Source organism: Paraburkholderia sp. WC7.3g (assembly GCF_050436345.1).
Taxonomy (GTDB): Bacteria; Pseudomonadota; Gammaproteobacteria; order Burkholderiales; family Burkholderiaceae; genus Paraburkholderia; species Paraburkholderia podalyriae.
This window is the reverse complement of sequence record NZ_JBNDMA010000002.1, coordinates 1,876,825-1,893,012: the sequence shown is the minus strand read 5'-3', so window position 1 is coordinate 1,893,012 and position 16,188 is coordinate 1,876,825. Positions and strand designations below refer to the sequence as shown.

Sequence of the window (16,188 nt, the reverse complement as noted above, 5' to 3'; positions counted from 1 at the left end):
GCCAGGACTACAAGCGAATCGAAAGCATGCGGCGCGCGAGCTCAGCACATCAAAGACCCAACTCGGCCACGTGCGCGCCGAACCACGCCGCCGCCGACAGGTTCAGCTCCGACACCACGTCGGGCGTCAGCGCGGGGAGGCCCGCCGCCGTCGCGACCGGCGCGGCGTCGCCGCCCTCGCCCGCGACCTCGGCGATCAGCAGCAGAGCGCCCAGTTCACCCTTGCGCGCGACGATCGCGTCGCGGATCTGCGGCGCGAGGCCGAGCTTTTCGAGCACCGTATCCGGCGTGCTGTCGAGCACGATATGCACGAGCGAAAAAATCCCGGTCATGAACGCGGCGTCGGCGAATTCGCCGTCGGCAGGACGCAGCCAGTTCGCGGCCAGCTCCATGAAACGCGAGCGCGTCGCGGCCAATTGCACGAGCGGATCGGCGCGCCACGGCAGGTCGCCCGTATCCGCGTACAGCAGCAGTTGCGCCCAGCGCGCGATCTGCCGCGTGCCGGTCGCGATGATCGCCTCGCGCAGCGACGCGATGTTGCGCCCAAGACCGAACGCGCTCGAATTGACGAGCCGCAGCAGTTGCACGACCACGCCTGGATTCAACTTCAGCTCCGCCTCCAGCTCGACGATGCCGGCGTCGCGCGACAGCAGCGCGAGCAGCCGCAACAGGCCCGGGCGCAACGAGCGGTTGCGCGGCGCGGCCAGCACCTGCGGCCGCGCGAAGAAGTAGCCCTGGAACAGATCGAAGCCGAGGTCGTGGGCGAGCGCAAAGTCCTCGCGTGTCTCGACCTTCTCGGCGAGCAGCGTCTTGCCGTGGCCGCGCAGCGTCGACGCGAGCTTCGCGACCGTGCGGCGCGGCGTCTGCAGGAAGTCGATCTTGACGATGTCGGCGAAAGGCAGCATCGCGCTCAGCTCGTCCGACAGATCGTGCACGTCGTCGAGCGCGACCTGGAAGCCGGCGCCGCGCAGCTCTCCCAGACGACGCGCGAGCGACGCGTCGTAGCGCACGGTTTCGAGGATTTCGAGCACGAAGCGCTCGGGCGGCATCAGATGGACGATGTCGCTAAAGAGCAGCGCACGATCGATATTGACGAAGCCGCGATGCTGGCCCAGCACGGCCGGCACGCCGATTCCGCCGATCGTGCGCGCGACCACCTGCGCGGTGGCCTGCGCGTCGTCGTTGATCTCGGCGTAGTTGTACGTGCCGGCACGGAACAGTAGCTCGTACGCATGCAGCGCGCCGTCGCGATCGAGAATCGGCTGGCGGCCGACATAGACATACTGCGCGGCCGCGTCCGGGTACCCGTGCTCAGGATAGCCGGCCGACGAGCCGGCGAATGCATTACGCACCTCGGCGTCCCGCGGGACGGGCCGTGGGGGTCTGGCGGACCTGACGACAGGGCGTTCGGAGATGGATCATCGGTACAAGGTTCGGAAAGTCTATGCTGCGCGACGTCATGGGTCGCGGACCAAGGGAGATTCGCCATATTAACGGCCGCGAAGCGGCGTCACTTTAACCGAATCGTCCCGGCGACGGCAGCGGGCTTCGCCTTACCAGATGTTTTTCTCCGCGCGCCGCTAAAGATTTCCCCGCACGCGTCGTTATCTCGTTCTGATAGGGTGGCCTGCTATCTGCCGCCCCCCCAGGGACCGGCGGACCAGCAGCCGCGCCCGCGGACGAACCCAGGTTGCCAGCGACAAACATGGAAGCGAACACGATCACCGCGCCCCGCCGGGGCTCCTTGCGCACGGTCATCGACCGGCTGCGAGCGTTCGGCCGGCGCGAGGACGACGCCCAGCCGAGCAGCACGAACCGCCCGCTCCCACTGGAACAGGTGGTCGGCGCGGTCGACCTGCTCGCGCACGTCGACGATGCGTTGCGCTTCATCTACGTGTCCGACGCGAGCCTGCGCTTCATCGGCTATCACCGCGAGTACCTGAAAACCGCGACGCTGCACGATCTGGTCGCGCCCGCCGACGCGCCGCGCCTCGACGCGCTGCTCAAGCAAGCGGCGGCCTCGGGCAACGTCGAGAAAGCGACGCTCGGGCTCGTCAAGTCGCTGACCTATCCGATCACGGTCGAGCTGCGCGTCGTGCGCAGCAGCCACGAGGGCGTCGACGGCTACGCGATCGCCGGCTTCGACGTGTCGTCGTGGCGCGCCGCCGAAGAGCGCCTGACCCAGGCGTTGCATCTGGACCGGCTGACCAGCCTGCCGAACCAGTCGGGTCTGTTGCACGCGTTGCTCGACGCGCAACAGAAGGCCGACGCGCACGGCACGCCGGTCGCGTTACTGTTGCTCGATCTCGACGACTATCAGCGCGTGAACCGCGCGCTCGGCTATGACGCCGGCGACGAGATGCTGCGCGACACGTCGCGGCGCCTGTTGAACATGACGAGCCCGAACGAAACGATCGCGCGCGTCGCGAGCGACGAGTTCGCGATCCTCGTGAAGCCGGCCGCGAGCCGCACCGACGCGGCGGCGGCCGCCGAAGCGCTGGCGCGGCGTCTGCTGACCGCGATCCAGCAGCCGTACGTGTTCAAGGGTCAGCAGGTGCACCTGTCGGCTAGCATCGGCATCGCGCTTTACCCCGACGTGCGCCATGCCAACGACACCGGCGGCCACGACACGCACCTGCTGCGCTGGGCCGACCACGCGCTGTTGCAGGCGAAGGCCGCGGGCGGCAACACGCTCGCGTTCTACGTGCCCGACGACAACCCGGCCGACGCCGAGCGCCTGAAGCTCGAGGCCGACCTCTACGACGGCGTACGCAACGGCGAGTTTTCGCTGCACTTCCAGCCGATCACGAGCAGCCGCACGCGAGGCGTGGTCGGTGTCGAGGCGTTGATCCGCTGGGCGCATCCGGTGCATGGCCTCGTGCCGCCGTCGATGTTCATTCCGCTTGCCGAGTCGATCGGGCTCATCAACTTCCTCGGCAACTGGGTGCTGAAGGTCGCGTGCATGCAGCTGATCCAGTGGGACGCGAAGGGCATCCCGCTGCAATACGTGGCCGTCAACGTATCGCCGCAGCAGTTTCGCGATCCGCGCTTCAAGGACTCGGTGCGCGAAGCGCTCGAGCTGACCGGCATCGATCCGCGCCGCGTCGTCTTCGAAATCACCGAAAGTCTGCTGATGCACGATCCGGCGCATGCGAAGGTCTTGCTCGAAGACCTGACCGCGATGGGCATCCGCTTCGCCGTCGACGACTTCGGCACCGGCTATTCGAGCCTCGCGTACCTGCAGCGTTTTCCGCTCGCGAAGCTGAAGATCGACCGGAGTTTCGTCGAGAATCTGCTAACCTCGCGAAACGATCAGGCAATCGTTAGCGCTGTCGTTGGCCTGGCGCAGACGCTCGACCTCGAACTGGTTGCCGAGGGCGTCGAAACAGAAGCGCAACGCGCGCTGCTCACCGAGATGGGCTGCGATCACATTCAGGGCTGGCTCGTCTGCAAGGCGCTGCCGTCCGAGGAACTCGCGCAGCGCTTCGAAGCGCGCGAGCTTCAGCTGCACAGCGCGTAACGGGCGATGTACACGCGACGCCCAGGCAGCGGAACAAACCGGCTCTCGACCGGCATCGCATTCACTGGAACACGTATGGCTTTTGCGGGACTCACATGGTAAAGGCGGCAGTGCTCGACCGGCTCTGGTCGCGAATGAGCGAGCGCGGCGATTTCCCTATGCTGTCGCAATCGCTGCGCACCACCATGGCGGCAGTGACCAACGACGACCTCGACTTCACCGGCCTCGTGCAGGTGGTGCTGTCGGACTTCGCGCTCACGCAGAAAGTGCTGCGGCTCGCGAACTCGGCGATGTACATGGCGTTCGGCGGCAACATCACGACCGTGTCACGCGCGCTGATGGTGCTCGGCATGGATGCGGTCGGTCACCTGGTCGTCGGTCTGAAGATCGTCGATCACTTTCATCACAGCGCGCCGCGCCGCATCGACGCGAAACTCGAACTGAACCGCACGCTGCTGTCGGGCTGCGTCGCGCGCAAGCTGACCGAGCGCGGCGACCTGCGCGCCGGCGAGGAAGCGGTGGTCTGCACGCTGATGCGGCAAATCGGCAAGCTGCTCGTCGTGTTCTATCTCGACGCGGAATGGGACCAGATTCGCCGCCATATCGACGGCGGCGCGCCCGAAGCCGATGCGTGCGCGCTCGTGCTCGGCGTCACGTTCGATGAAATCGGCGCCGAAGCCGCGGTGCGCTGGCGCCTGCCCGACACGATCCGCTCGGGCATGGGCGAGTTCGATCCGCAGGACGTGACGCAACCGCGCCAGGTGCAGTGGCTGCGCGCGATCACCAATTACTCGACCGCGGTCGCCGACGTGCTCACGCAGCAGAACATGCCCGAGTGGGAACGCGAGGCACGCATCGGCGAGCTTGCGCACGAGTACAGCGCCGCGCTGAACACGGACCCCGAGGTGCTGCTGCAGATGAGCGTCGCGCTCGCGCGCGAGGAAGGCGGCGACGGCGTGATGGCGGAAATCGTCGAACTGCGCGCGAATGCAGATGCGATCGCGCGCGAGGCGCTCACGCCCGAGGCGCGCATCGCGGTCGGCGTGGAGGACCTGCGCGGCCTGCCCGAGGGCAGCCCGCTCGCACCGGCGCTCGCGATGGCCGCGGAGACCGTGCTCGCGGGCCTCGGCTTCGCGCGCGTCGTGGTGTTCATCAAGCACAGCAACGGCACGTTCAGGGCGCGTCTCGGCCTCGGGCCAAAGATCGACGCGGCGCTGCCGCGGCTCTCGTTCAACACCGCGTTCGAGCCCGACGTGTTCCATCTCGCGATCGCGAACTCGGTGGGCATCTTCATCGAGAATGCGCGCGATCCGAAGATGGTCGCGCGGCTGCCGGAGTGGTTCCGCCGCTCGTTCGACGACGCTCGCGCGTTCGTGCTGCTGCCGGTCCTCGACGAAACCGATCAGACTGTCGCGCTGCTCTACGGCGACTGGTCGCACACCCAGGAGGCGCGCCGCATCTCGCAGAAGGAGATGGGCGTGCTCAACGAACTGGCTCAGGAGTTAGGACGTTTTTTCGGCCAGGGGCAGATGCGGGAAATGGAGACGATGTGAAGACCTGGCGTGATCGTTGATCACGCCGCTTTACTGTCAACCTTTTCCGTGTTTGCCCGAAAACGATTTGTTCCGGGCACGTGTGGGGCTTTTGCCCCACTCAATCCTCGATCCGCTCCAGCCCATCCGCGCTGCGATCCGCGACGCCGGCCCACGCGCCGGCCGCGAGACCCATCTGCGCGACCGCTTCCACCGTCAACGGCGCAAGACGCTCGCATAGCGTGGCGACGCGCTCCCATGCACCGCCTTCGAGCGCTTCGACCGCGCTCAGCAGCAGACCCAGCCTGCCCTCGCGATGCAGGATCGCAGCCTGGATCGGCCGCGACAGCGTGAGGATGTTCAGCGTTTTTTCGAGCGAGCCGCCGAACACCGCATCGACGAACGAAAACACACCGGTCAGGAATGCCGCGTCGGCTTCGTCGCGGCCCGCCTCGGGCATGCGCTCGATCGCGAGTTCCATGAAGCGCGCGCGCGCGGCCGCGAGTTGCAGCAGCGGATCGTCCTCGAGCGCGACCTTGCGGCCGTCGGCGTAGAGCAGCAGTTGCGTCCAGCGCGCGATGCGGTCGGTGCCAGTCGCGTTGATCGCGTCGCGCAGCGTCGTTACCTTTTGACCGACCGCGAGGCCGCTCGAATTCGCGAGCTTCATCAGATGCATGACGAGCACCGGGTTCAGCTTCAGTTCGGCTTCGAGCTGCGCGACCGTCGGGTCGCCCGCGAGCAGTTGCAGCAGATTGAGCAGCGCGTGGCGCGGCGCGCTGACGCGGCGCGTCGCCGAGCTTTGCGCATGCGCGAAGTAATAGCCCTGGAAGCGGTCGAAGCCGAGTTCATGCGCTGCCTCGAAGTCGGCCTGCGCATCGACACCCGACGCGAGCAGCAGCTTGCCCGCCGACTTCAGCACGCTCGCGAGCTTCGGCAGCAGCGCACGCGGCGCGCGGGTGACGTCGATCTTGACGACTTCGGCGTACGGCAGCAGCTTCGCGAAGGTCTCGTTGGGCTGCGCGACGTCGTCGAGCGCGAAGCGGTAGCGGCGGCCGTGCAGATACACGACACGCGCTATCAACGCGTCGTCGGCGTCGAGCGACAAAGGCAGTTCGAGCATGAAGCGCTCTGGGGGCAGTCTCAGGATCGCGTCGTCGAGCAGCAGCTCGCGGTTCACGTCGACGTAGGCCGGATGGCCGGTCAGCGCGCCGCGCACGTCACTCTGCACGAGCCCGCGCACGATCGCGCGCGCGACGCGTTGCATCGGCGTGGGCGCGCGGCCCGGCAATGCGTCGGCTTCGGGTTGGGTATGGATATCGGCTTGCGGGACGCCTTGGTCGGCGTCGGCGGGCGTCAGCTCGGGCGCACGCACCTTGATCTCGTAGCCGCACAGCATGCCGTCCCGATTCAGAATGGGCTGACGCGCGAAGCTGGCGATGAGCGACGCGTCGTCGGTCGTGCCGCTGGGGCTCAGAGTCTCGATTGCGATGGTGGTCATTCCAATCCCCCGCTCGGCGCCGCTGGCGCCTGGCCGCTATGTTCTGTTTTCCGCTGCACGGTGGCGCGTTTCTGTGACGTTGAAAGCTCCGTCGCGCGCGGCAGTGTGCGTCGCAATTTTATCGCAGCGTGATTGGGCACGAACAGGCTTACGAGGCAATATCTCGAAATAATTGTTGAACGTTTGCGACACGCGTGCAGAAAGCAAAACGGCCGCAACGGGCGGGCGTTTTGCACACTTCGATGCATGGTTACTTCCTTCAACGCCTTGTCGTTCTAGACAAGCCTGGACAGCGCATCGGCGGTGGTATCGACGACCAGCAGGCCGGCGCGCAGGCCGGGCTTGACCGTCGGGTTCGGAAACACGATGCGCTCTTCGTCGCGCTGCACCGTGTATTGATAGTCGCCGTCGCGCGCGAGCAAGGTGCCCTTTGCGAGCGGCGTGAAGTTCGGCACATCGGGCGCGAGCAGCAGCTCGAACGCGTCGCTTTGCTTGGTCAACTGATCGATGACGGTGAACACGCGCGGCAGCGCGGCTTGCACGTCGGCAGGGGCGTCGGCTTGCGGGGTTGTTCGCGAACCCACCCGCGTGCCGGCCAGTAGTGCGCGCACCGCCAGATCCGCGCCCTCGAAGCGCGTCAGATCGTTTTCGCCGAACGGCCGAACCTTGCCAAGTTCGAGCGTGCACGCAGCGGCGCCGCACGCTTGCGCGGTGAAGTGCGAATAAGTGTTGCCCTTCGTCGTGTGCAGCAACACGGCGCTGATGCGCGCGTCGCCGAGCCATTCGAACATCGCGCGCGACAAGGGCTTGCCAGTATGCGGCAGCAGCGCGAAGCGCTCGAACACCGACGCGCGGATCGCCGTATGCATGTCGATATGCCAGCGCGCGCCGGGCGCGGCGCACGCGTCGGCGAAAAAGCGCGTCGCGGCCTGTTCGAGCGCGGCCGCGCGCGGCGCTTCATGACTGTGCGGCAGTTGCAGATGACGACCGCTGAACAGCCGGTTCAGATCGTCGTCGCGATAGCGGCCGCCGTCGCGCATCGCCTCGATGTTGCCGAGAATCACGAGCAGCCGGCACGCGAGCGTGGCGCGGCCGTGCGCGATATCGGCGACGATGCGCGACAGCAGTTCGATCGGCGCGGTTTCGTCGCCATGCACGCCGGCCGACACGAGCACGCTGCATAGGTCCGGGTGCGGGTCCGCGGGCTCGATGACGAGTACACCGTCGCCCTGCCACGTCCAGCGCACGCCGTTCGCGCACGTGCCTTGCGCTTGATGCGCAGCAGGCCGCGAACCCACGAGCGTCCACGCGAGAAAATCGTCGAGCATCTCGCTCGGGGCCGGCGTCGTGTGCTCAGCGCTGGAAGTCATATAGCGAGCCCAGATCGAGGATTTGCGTCAGCTCATCGAGCGCGGTGCGCGACTCGACCAGCAGCTTCGGATCGGTGAGATCGGCCGGGGCGAGACGATCGCGGTAGTGCTTTTCGATCCACGCATCGAGACGGCCGAACAGCGTGTCGTCGATCCACACACCCGGCGCGACGGCCGCGCGTTCGGTGTCGTCGAGAACGACGCGCAAACGCAGACACGCGGGACCGCCGCCGTTCTTCATGCTCTCGCGCAGATCGAACACGAGCACCTCGTCGATCGGACCGCTGTGCGAAGTCAGCTCATCCAGATACGCGGCCACGCGCGGATTTTCGCGGCACTCCTGTGGCACGACCAGCACCTGCCTGCCATCGGGCCGGCTCAGCAACTGGCTGTTGAACAGATACGACGTCACCGCATCGGCGACACTGACTTGCGCGTCGGGCACTTCGATCACGTTGAAGCCAGCGTGCAGGCTTGCGAGCTTCGCGCGCAGCTCGTCATACACCGCGTGCTGATCGACGAACGCGAGCTGATGGCAGAACAGCGTGTTGCGATTGCCGACCGCGATCACGTCGTTATGGAACACGCCCGCGTCGATCACTTCCGGGTTCTGCTGCGCGTACACGGTCGCCGCTTCCTGCAAGCCATGACGATGCGCGACCGCGCGGCTCGCCTCGAACGTCTGGCGCGCCGGATAGCGCGTCGGCTCCGGTCCGCGACGATACTCGCTGCGGCCATACACGAAGAATTCGACCCCGCGCGCGCTGTATTGCTCGCAAAAGCGCGTGTGATTCGCCGCGCCCTCGTCGCCGAGCGCGGGCGTGCCCGGCAGCGCCTCATGCACGACGAAGCGGTCGGTGTCGCTGAACATCGCGCGCAGCGTGCGGCGCGTCGATTCATGCTCGATCGCGCGATGCAGCTTGCTGCACAGATTGGCCGGCGTGAAATGCACGCGGCCGTCGTGCGTATCCGCGGACGGGCTCACGGTCGCTGCGTTCGCGGTCCACATCGCCGAGGCCGAACTCGATGCCGCGAGCAACTCGGGGGCGTTGTTCGCGACGCGCGCGATCACCGAAGCGTCGTCGCCGGAAAAGCCGAGCTCACGCAACAGACGCATCGACGGACGCTCCTGCGGCGGCAGCACGCCCTGATGAAACCCGAGGTCCGCCAACTGCTTCATCTTGCGCAGACCCTGGCGTGCCGCGGCCTTCGGATTCGCGACCGACTTCTCGTTGCTTTGCGACGCGACGTTGCCGAACGACAAGCCCGCGTAGTTGTGAGTCGGGCCGACCAGGCCGTCGAAATTGGCTTCAGTGGCTTGCAGCATCGTCGATCCTTAGAATTGGAGGCCCGGCGAGACGCTCGCGGGCATGTTCAATTGCGCGCTCTCGACGGACGCCATCGGGTACGCGCAGTAGTCGGCCGCATAGTACGCGCTCGGCCGATGATTGCCCGAGCGGCCCGGACCGCCGAACGGCGCGCCCGACGAAGCGCCGTTGGTCGGCCGGTTCCAGTTGACGATGCCCGCGCGAATCGTGCGCTGGAAATGCGTCCACAGCGCCTGGTCGTCGGCGAGCAGGCCCGCCGAGAGACCGAACTCCGTATCGTTCGCCTGTTCGAGCGCGTCGTCGAAGCTGCGGTAGCGGATGATCTGCGCGAGCGGGCCGAAGTGCTCCTCGTCGGGCAGGTCCTTCACGTCGGTCACGTCGAGAATCGCGGGCGTGACGAAGCCGAGTTGCGAATCGCGCTGCTCCATTTTCAGCAGAGCCTTCGCGCCGCTCGCGAGCAGACGCTGCTGCGCGCCGATCAAGCGCGAGGCCGCGCGCGCCGACACCACGGCGCCCATGAACGGCTGCGGATCGGCGTTGTATTCACCGACGCCGATGCGCGAGCTCACTTCCGTCAGGCGCGCGAGGAAACGCTCGCCGAACGCATCGTCGGGCACGAAGATGCGGCGCGCGCACGTGCAGCGCTGCCCCGCCGACAGAAACGCCGATTGAATCGTGTGGTGCACGGCGGCGTCGAGGTCCGCGACCGGGCCGATCACGAGCGGATTGTTGCCGCCCATTTCGAGCGCGAGCACGATCTCCGGCCGTCCGCCGAACTGTTTGTGCAGCAATGTTCCCGTATCCGAACTACCGGTGAAGAACAGTCCGTCGATCTGCCGGTGATTCGCGAGCGCGATGCCCGTGTCCTTCTCACCCTGCACGAGATTCAGCACGCCGGCGGGCAGCCCCGCATCGCGCCAGATCCGCACCGTGAGCGCCGCGACGCCAGGCGCGAGTTCGGACGGCTTGAACACGACCGCGTTACCGGCGATCAGCGCGGGCACGATATGCCCGTTCGGCAGATGACCCGGAAAGTTGTACGGTCCGAACACCGCGACCACGCCGTGCGGACGATGCCGCAGCACCGCGGTGCCGTCGGCCATCGCCGAGCGCTTCTCGCCGGTGCGCTCGTTATAGGACTGAATCGAGATGTCGACCTTCGCGGCCATCGAGGCCGCTTCGGTGCGCGCTTCCCACAGCGGCTTGCCGGTCTCGCGGCCGATCGCCTCGGCGAGCGCTTCCTTGCGCTCCGTCACGAGCGCGGCGAAGCGGCGCACCACCGCGCAGCGCGCGTCGAGCGTCAGCGCTGACCATGCGGCGAACGCGCGGCGCGCGCTGCGTACGGCGCGATCGACGTCGTCCGCCGACGCGCTGTTGCCTTGCCACACCACCGCGCCCGTGCCGGGATTGTGCGATGCGAATACGGGTCCAGTGCCGACGGCCCATTCGCCGTCGATGAAAAGCTCGCTCATGATCATCCTTGTTTGTGTTTCAACGGCAGCACCCGCAGCGGATCGCCTGTCTTCACGCGAAGCGCGTCGGCCTCAGCCGCGCTCAGACGGAAAACACCGTTGCGCGGCACGCCCGCCACGACGCCGACGCGAAAATCGCCGAGCGACGTATTCGACACCATCGACTTCGGTCCGTCCTGCCCGGCTCGCTCCGGTGCCTCGCCAATCTCAATCGCCACCAGCACGCTCTCGCGCACCGTGCGCAGGTCGGCGATATGGCATTCGAGCACCGGGCCCGCGTCGAAAATATCGACGTGGTTCTCGTAGCGCAGCCCTTCGGTTTCGAGCATGCGGCGCGCGGGGATCGTATCGTTATGCGTGAGGCCGACGCAGCGCTGTGCCTCTTCCGGCAACAGTTCGACGTACACCGGATAGCGTGGCATCAGCTCGGCGAGAAACGCCTTGCGGCCGTGCGAGCTCAGATAGTCGGCTGCGTTGAAATCGATCTGGTAAAAATGCGAGCCGACCGCGCGCCAGAACGGCGACGTGCCCTGCTCGTCGAAATGGCCGCGCAGCTCCGCGCACAGACGCTGCGGAAAACGCTCGCGAAACTGCGCTAGAAACATGAAGCGCGAGCGCGACAGCAAGCCGCCGACGCCACTCGTGCGATAACGCGGACTCAGAAACAGCGAGCACACCTCCGCATAACCGGTGAGGTCGTGCGAGATATTGAGCGCGTGCATGCGCGTCCAGATGCCGAGATCCTGGCTCGCGTGCACGACCGTGCTGACGCGATAGTTGTAGAACGGCTGCCGCAGACCCACCGCCGTTTCGATACCGCAGACGCCCGCCACGTCGCCGGTCGCGGTATCTTCCATCACGAACAAATAGCCGGCCTCGTGCGGCTCGGCCTCGTCTTCCATCGTGCGGCGCGCGCGTTCGACACGCGCTCCGAGCGCATCGCGATCCGGTTTGAAGGTGGTCAGGCCCGGCCCGGTTTCCTGCGCGAGTCGCATCAGCGCATCGACATCGCCTCGTTGTACTACGCGAACGACGATCATTGCGCTTCTCCCGATTGTTCATCCTGCGGCTGATGCAGCGGTACGCAGCGCACCGTATCGCCTTCCCGTACGCCGAGCGCGGCGCGCGCCGCCTGTGACAACCCGGCGCCCGCCTCGTTGCCGGGCGCGAGATCGCCGAGCACGCAACGGAATTCGCCGCCGGCGCCGTTGTGCGCGATCAGGTAGGTTTCGCCGTGCGTCGCCGGCGCCTCGCGCACTACGCGCGTTTCGTTGTGCTGCACGCTGACACTGCGATCCACCTGCGCGGTCAGTACCGGACCCGCGTCGAAAATGTCGACGTAGCGATCGGTCTCGAAGCCTTCCTCGAGGTGAATCTCGTACGCGAGCAACGCGTTCGCGTCCGGCTCGCCGAGCACGCGCTGGGCCGCTTCGGGCAACAGCGGCACATACACGGGATAGGTCGGCATCACTTCAGCGATGAAGGTGCGGCTGCGGCCGCCCGATTCGACTTCGATGTCGGCGAAATCGCGGCCGAAAAACTTGCGCCCCACCGCTTCCCAGAACGGCGACATGCCGTTTTCGTCGGTGACGCCGAGCAGCAGCGAGAACACCTCGGGCGTGAAGCGCTTGCGATTCGCGGCGATGTACATCATCCGCGCGCGCGACATCAGCTGCGCGGCCGCGTCGCCGCGCAGAGACGGGTCGATGTAGTAGCCCGCGAGCCGGCTCTTGCCGGTCAGCTCGTGCGACATCGTCAGCGCGTGAATCTTGCGATTGACGTGCAACTCGCGCGACGCATGAATCAGCGCGTCGTTGCGAAACACGTAGAACGGGTCCGCATAACCGGCCGCCGCGACGATGCTCGCGGTGCCCATCAGCTTGCCGGTCTGCGAGTCTTCGAGCACGAACAGATAGAACTCCTCGCCCGGAAAGTCGACCTCCGCGCGAAACGAGTCTTCCGACAACGCGACGCGCGCTTCGAGCGCGCGCCGGTCGTGCGGCAGGGAATGCAGCACCGGTTGCGCGGTGCGCGCCATATGCTCGAGCGCATCGAGATCGGTAAGGCGGCCGGGACGTACGAAGAGCATCATCGTTCCTGTTGAATGTGACGCATGATCCGCTGCATCAGCGTGGGCGTACTGGACTGCCTGAACCTCAATGCGACGCCGCCTGCGCGTTCGCGCCGACGAGTTCGCCGAACGCCTTCTCGAGACGCGCGAAGCCTTCGGCCATGTCGTCGAGCGGCATGATCAGCGACGGCACGAAGCGCAGCACGTCCGGGCCCGCCATCAGCATGATCACGCCGTGCTGGCCGGCCGCGGTGACGAAATCCTTCGCGCGGCCCCGGAACGGCTCGTTCAGTTCGGCGCCGATCAGCAGCCCCTTGCCGCGCACTTCGGTGAAAAGCCCGAAGCGCTCGTTCAGTTTCGCGAGGTGGCCCTTCAGCACTTCGCTGCGCGAGCGCACGCCTTCGAGCAGCTTCGGGTCGCTGACCAGCTCGACCACTTTTTCCGCGATCGCCGAGCCGAGCGGATTGCCGCCGTAAGTCGTGCCGTGCACGCCGACCTTGAAGTGCGCGGCGAGCTCTTTGGTGGTCAGCATCGCGCCGATCGGGAAGCCGTTGCCGAGCGCCTTCGCGGTGGTCAGGATGTCCGGCGTCACGCCGGTGTCCTCGTACGCGTAGAAGAAGCCGCTGCGGCCCACGCCGGTTTGCACTTCGTCGAAAATCAGCAGCGCGTTGTGCTGGTCGCATGCTGCGCGCAGCGCTTTGAGGAACGCTGGGTCGGCCGGAATCACGCCGCCCTCGCCCTGGATCGGCTCGACGATCACCGCGCAGGTCTGCGCGCCGATCGCCCTCTTCGCCGCTTCGATGTCGTTGTACGGCAGATGCGTGATGCCGGCGGGCACCGGGCCGAAGCCTTCCGAGTACTTCGGTTGGCCGCCGACGCTGACGGTAAACAGCGTGCGGCCGTGGAACGACTGCGCAAACGAAATGATTTCAGCTTTCTGCGCGCCGTGACGCTCGAACGCGACGCGGCGCGCGAGCTTCAGTGCGGCCTCGTTCGCTTCGGCGCCCGAGTTCGCGAAGAACGCGCGGTCGGCGAACGTGAGGCTTTCAAGGCGCTTCGCGAGGCGCAGCACTGGCTCGTTCGTGTAGCCATTGCCGATGTGCCACAGCTTGGCGCCCTGTTCATGCAGCACTTTCAGCAGTTCGGGATGCGCATGACCGAGCGCGGTGACGGCGATGCCGCCGGCGAAGTCGATATAGTCGCGGCCTTGCGTGTCCCACACGCGCGAGCCGAGACCGCGATCCGGCACGAAGGCGGCGGGGGAAAACACCGGCACCATGACTTCGTCGAAGGTCTGGCGTGTCACAGTCAGGTCGTTCATGGCTAATCCTTTTACGGGTGACAGGTAATACAGTTAGTGTAGGAAACCGCGCGCGGCAAGTCTTGCGCATACGCGACGCTTTCTATGAGGTTCCGCGCGTCGCGGCTGCCGGGTCGGCCCCGGACTCGTCGCGGCTTCGCTTTCAGACGGCTTGCAGGTCGTGCACGAGCCATGCCTGCCTCGCGCGCCGCCTGATCAATCGAGCTCGGGGCGCTCGATCAGCGCAGCGGGCCGCGGTTCACTAGCGCCGCCGTGCGCGCCGGTATGCCGGTCGATCCAGTTGCGGCGATCCTCGCGCGGCGTGACACCGAAGCGCTCGCGATACGCATTCGAAAAGTGCGCCGCCGACGAAAACCCGCACGCGAGGCTGATCTGCACGACCGATTTGCTGGTGCGCTGCAACTGCGTGCGCGCCTTCGACAGCCGCAGCCCCAGATAGTATTTCGACGGCATCGAGCCGAGATACTGGCGAAACAGGCGTTCGAGCTGGCGGCGCGAGACGCCGACGAGGCCGGCGATCTCATCGGTAGTCAGCGGGTCCTCGATGTTGGCTTCCATCAGCAGCAGCGCGTCGTTCAGGCGCGGATGACGCTCGCCCGGTGCGGTCACGAACGGAATGCGCTGCCGCTCCTCGCCCGCGCGCAGCACGCCTACACCGAGCGTATCGGCGATGCGCTCCGCGAGTTCGGGCCCGTGCTCGCGCCCGATCATCGCGAGCATGAAGTCGACGCTCGCCTGACCGCCCGCGCAGGTCGCGCGATCGCGATCGATTTCGAAGATCTGCTGCGTGACGATCGAGCGTTCGAATTGTTCGGAGAACTGCTGATAGGTTTCCCAGTTCACGCTGACGCGATAGCCGGATAGCTGCCCCGCCATCGCGAGCCACCACACGCCGTGATGAATGCCGGTGACGAGCGGCGTGCGCTGGCCGACGCGCGCGAGGCTTGCGAGAAACAGACGGTAGTCGGCGAACTGCTGAAACCGCTCGCTGACGATGATCAGCCAGTCGCACACGATCGCGTCGCCGAACGCGGCATCGGCCGGCCACTGCGCGCCGCCCGACAACGGCACCGCGCGGCCGTCCCACGAACACACCTGCACGCGATACAGCGCGCGGCCGTCGATTTCATTGGCGAGATCGAGCGCGTCGACGATCGGACCGACGCCCGACATCGACACGGGCGGCAGTGCCACGATCGCGACCTGCGTCGTGCGAGCCGGGTTGGACGGGCGGGCCATCGGTGGTCAGTGAAAGCGCGCGCGTTACTTCAGGCTGCCGGACAGGAACTGCTTCAGGCGCTCGCTGCGTGGCGCGCTCAGCACCGTGCCCGGATTGCCCTCTTCCTCGGTGCGGCCCTGGTGCAGGAACATCACGTGGTTCGACACATTGCGCGCGAAACCCATTTCGTGCGTGACGACGATCATCGTGCGGCCTTCCTCGGCGAGCTTCTGCATCACTTTCAGCACTTCGCCGACGAGTTCGGGGTCGAGCGCGGAGGTCGGTTCGTCGAACAGCATCACATCAGGGTCCATCGCGAGTGCGCGCGCAATCGCGACGCGCTGCTGCTGGCCGCCCGACAGATGCGACGGATACTGCTTCTCGAGACGCGGCGCGAGACCGACCTTTTCCAGATATTCGCGCGCGCGATCCTCGGCTTCCTTGCGCTTCAGACCGAGCACATGAATCGGCGCTTCGATCACGTTCTCGAGCACGTTCATGTGCGCCCACAGGTTGAAGTGCTGGAACACCATCGCGAGCTTCGTGCGGATGCGCTGCAGCTGCTTGTGATCGGCGACTTCGAGATTGCCGGCGCGATCGGTTTTGGTCTTCACCGCCTCGCCATCGACGACGATTTGCCCCGCGTTCGGCCGCTCGAGAAAATTGATGCAACGCAGGAAGGTGCTCTTGCCCGAGCCGCTCGCGCCGATGATGCTGATCACGTCGCCCTTGTTCGCGTTCAGCGACACGCCCTTGAGCACTTCGTTGTCGCCGTAGCGCTTGTGGATGTCCTGCACGGCGAGCTTGCAAGCGTCGGTTTGAGTGGTATGGAGCAAGATGCTCTCCCAGTGAGAATAC

General features: G+C 66.3%; 12 protein-coding genes. 2 read left to right on the top strand and 10 right to left on the bottom strand.

The genetic code is table 11. The annotated features are described in order from the left end of the window. Window positions 1-49 precede the first annotated feature (49 nt). Window positions 50-1,351 (bottom strand): EAL and HDOD domain-containing protein, encoded by a 1,302-nt coding sequence (locus tag OKW43_RS20215; protein WP_187632845.1) that lies wholly within the window; start codon window positions 1,349-1,351, stop codon window positions 50-52. Window positions 1,352-1,704: 353 nt separating this feature from the next. Here OKW43_RS20215 and OKW43_RS20210 point away from each other — a divergent pair, with 353 nt between their 5' ends. Both OKW43_RS20210 and OKW43_RS20205 read left to right on the top strand, forming a co-directional pair. Next, on the top strand, window positions 1,705-3,519 hold the full coding sequence (locus OKW43_RS20210; protein ID WP_187632846.1) for a putative bifunctional diguanylate cyclase/phosphodiesterase: 1,815 nt from the start codon (window positions 1,705-1,707) through the stop codon (window positions 3,517-3,519). Window positions 3,520-3,614: 95 nt separating this feature from the next. After that, window positions 3,615-5,072 (top strand): HDOD domain-containing protein, encoded by a 1,458-nt coding sequence (locus OKW43_RS20205; RefSeq protein ID WP_187632847.1) that lies wholly within the window; start codon window positions 3,615-3,617, stop codon window positions 5,070-5,072. 100 nt (window positions 5,073-5,172) lie between these two features. Here the strand turns inward: OKW43_RS20205 and OKW43_RS20200 are convergent, their stop codons facing one another. From OKW43_RS20200 to OKW43_RS20160, 9 genes are all read right to left on the bottom strand, one after another. Beyond that, window positions 5,173-6,549: an EAL and HDOD domain-containing protein gene (locus OKW43_RS20200; RefSeq protein ID WP_429449372.1), complete on the bottom strand. Its 1,377-nt coding sequence runs from the start codon at window positions 6,547-6,549 to the stop codon at window positions 5,173-5,175. A gap of 275 nt (window positions 6,550-6,824) precedes the next feature. After that, window positions 6,825-7,919, bottom strand: a complete 1,095-nt coding sequence (gene astE, locus OKW43_RS20195; RefSeq protein ID WP_429449370.1) for a succinylglutamate desuccinylase — start codon at window positions 7,917-7,919, stop codon at window positions 6,825-6,827. Next, entirely contained in the window at window positions 7,903-9,243 is a 1,341-nt protein-coding gene (gene astB / locus OKW43_RS20190; RefSeq protein WP_429451738.1) for an N-succinylarginine dihydrolase, read from the bottom strand. Before astB ends, astE begins: the two co-directional genes overlap by 17 nt. Before the next feature lie 12 nt (window positions 9,244-9,255). Next, complete coding sequence (astD, locus tag OKW43_RS20185) at window positions 9,256-10,719, bottom strand: succinylglutamate-semialdehyde dehydrogenase (RefSeq protein WP_429449368.1); 1,464 nt, start codon at window positions 10,717-10,719, stop codon at window positions 9,256-9,258. Between the two features lie 2 nt (window positions 10,720-10,721). Continuing rightward, on the bottom strand, window positions 10,722-11,759 hold the full coding sequence (astA, locus tag OKW43_RS20180; RefSeq protein ID WP_429449366.1) for an arginine N-succinyltransferase: 1,038 nt from the start codon (window positions 11,757-11,759) through the stop codon (window positions 10,722-10,724). Further along, window positions 11,756-12,808: an arginine/ornithine succinyltransferase subunit alpha gene (aruF, locus tag OKW43_RS20175; protein ID WP_429449364.1), complete on the bottom strand. Its 1,053-nt coding sequence runs from the start codon at window positions 12,806-12,808 to the stop codon at window positions 11,756-11,758. The genes astA and aruF overlap by 4 nt, the downstream gene beginning before the upstream one ends. Before the next feature lie 67 nt (window positions 12,809-12,875). Beyond that, window positions 12,876-14,111 carry an aspartate aminotransferase family protein gene (locus OKW43_RS20170; RefSeq protein ID WP_187632853.1) on the bottom strand — a complete coding sequence of 412 codons (1,236 nt, stop codon included), beginning with the start codon at window positions 14,109-14,111 and terminating at the stop codon, window positions 12,876-12,878. 195 nt (window positions 14,112-14,306) lie between these two features. Then, complete coding sequence (locus OKW43_RS20165) at window positions 14,307-15,350, bottom strand: GlxA family transcriptional regulator (RefSeq protein WP_429449360.1); 1,044 nt, start codon at window positions 15,348-15,350, stop codon at window positions 14,307-14,309. Between the two features lie 24 nt (window positions 15,351-15,374). Continuing rightward, window positions 15,375-16,166: an ABC transporter ATP-binding protein gene (locus OKW43_RS20160; protein ID WP_187632855.1), complete on the bottom strand. Its 792-nt coding sequence runs from the start codon at window positions 16,164-16,166 to the stop codon at window positions 15,375-15,377. Between the last annotated feature and the right edge of the window lie 22 nt (window positions 16,167-16,188).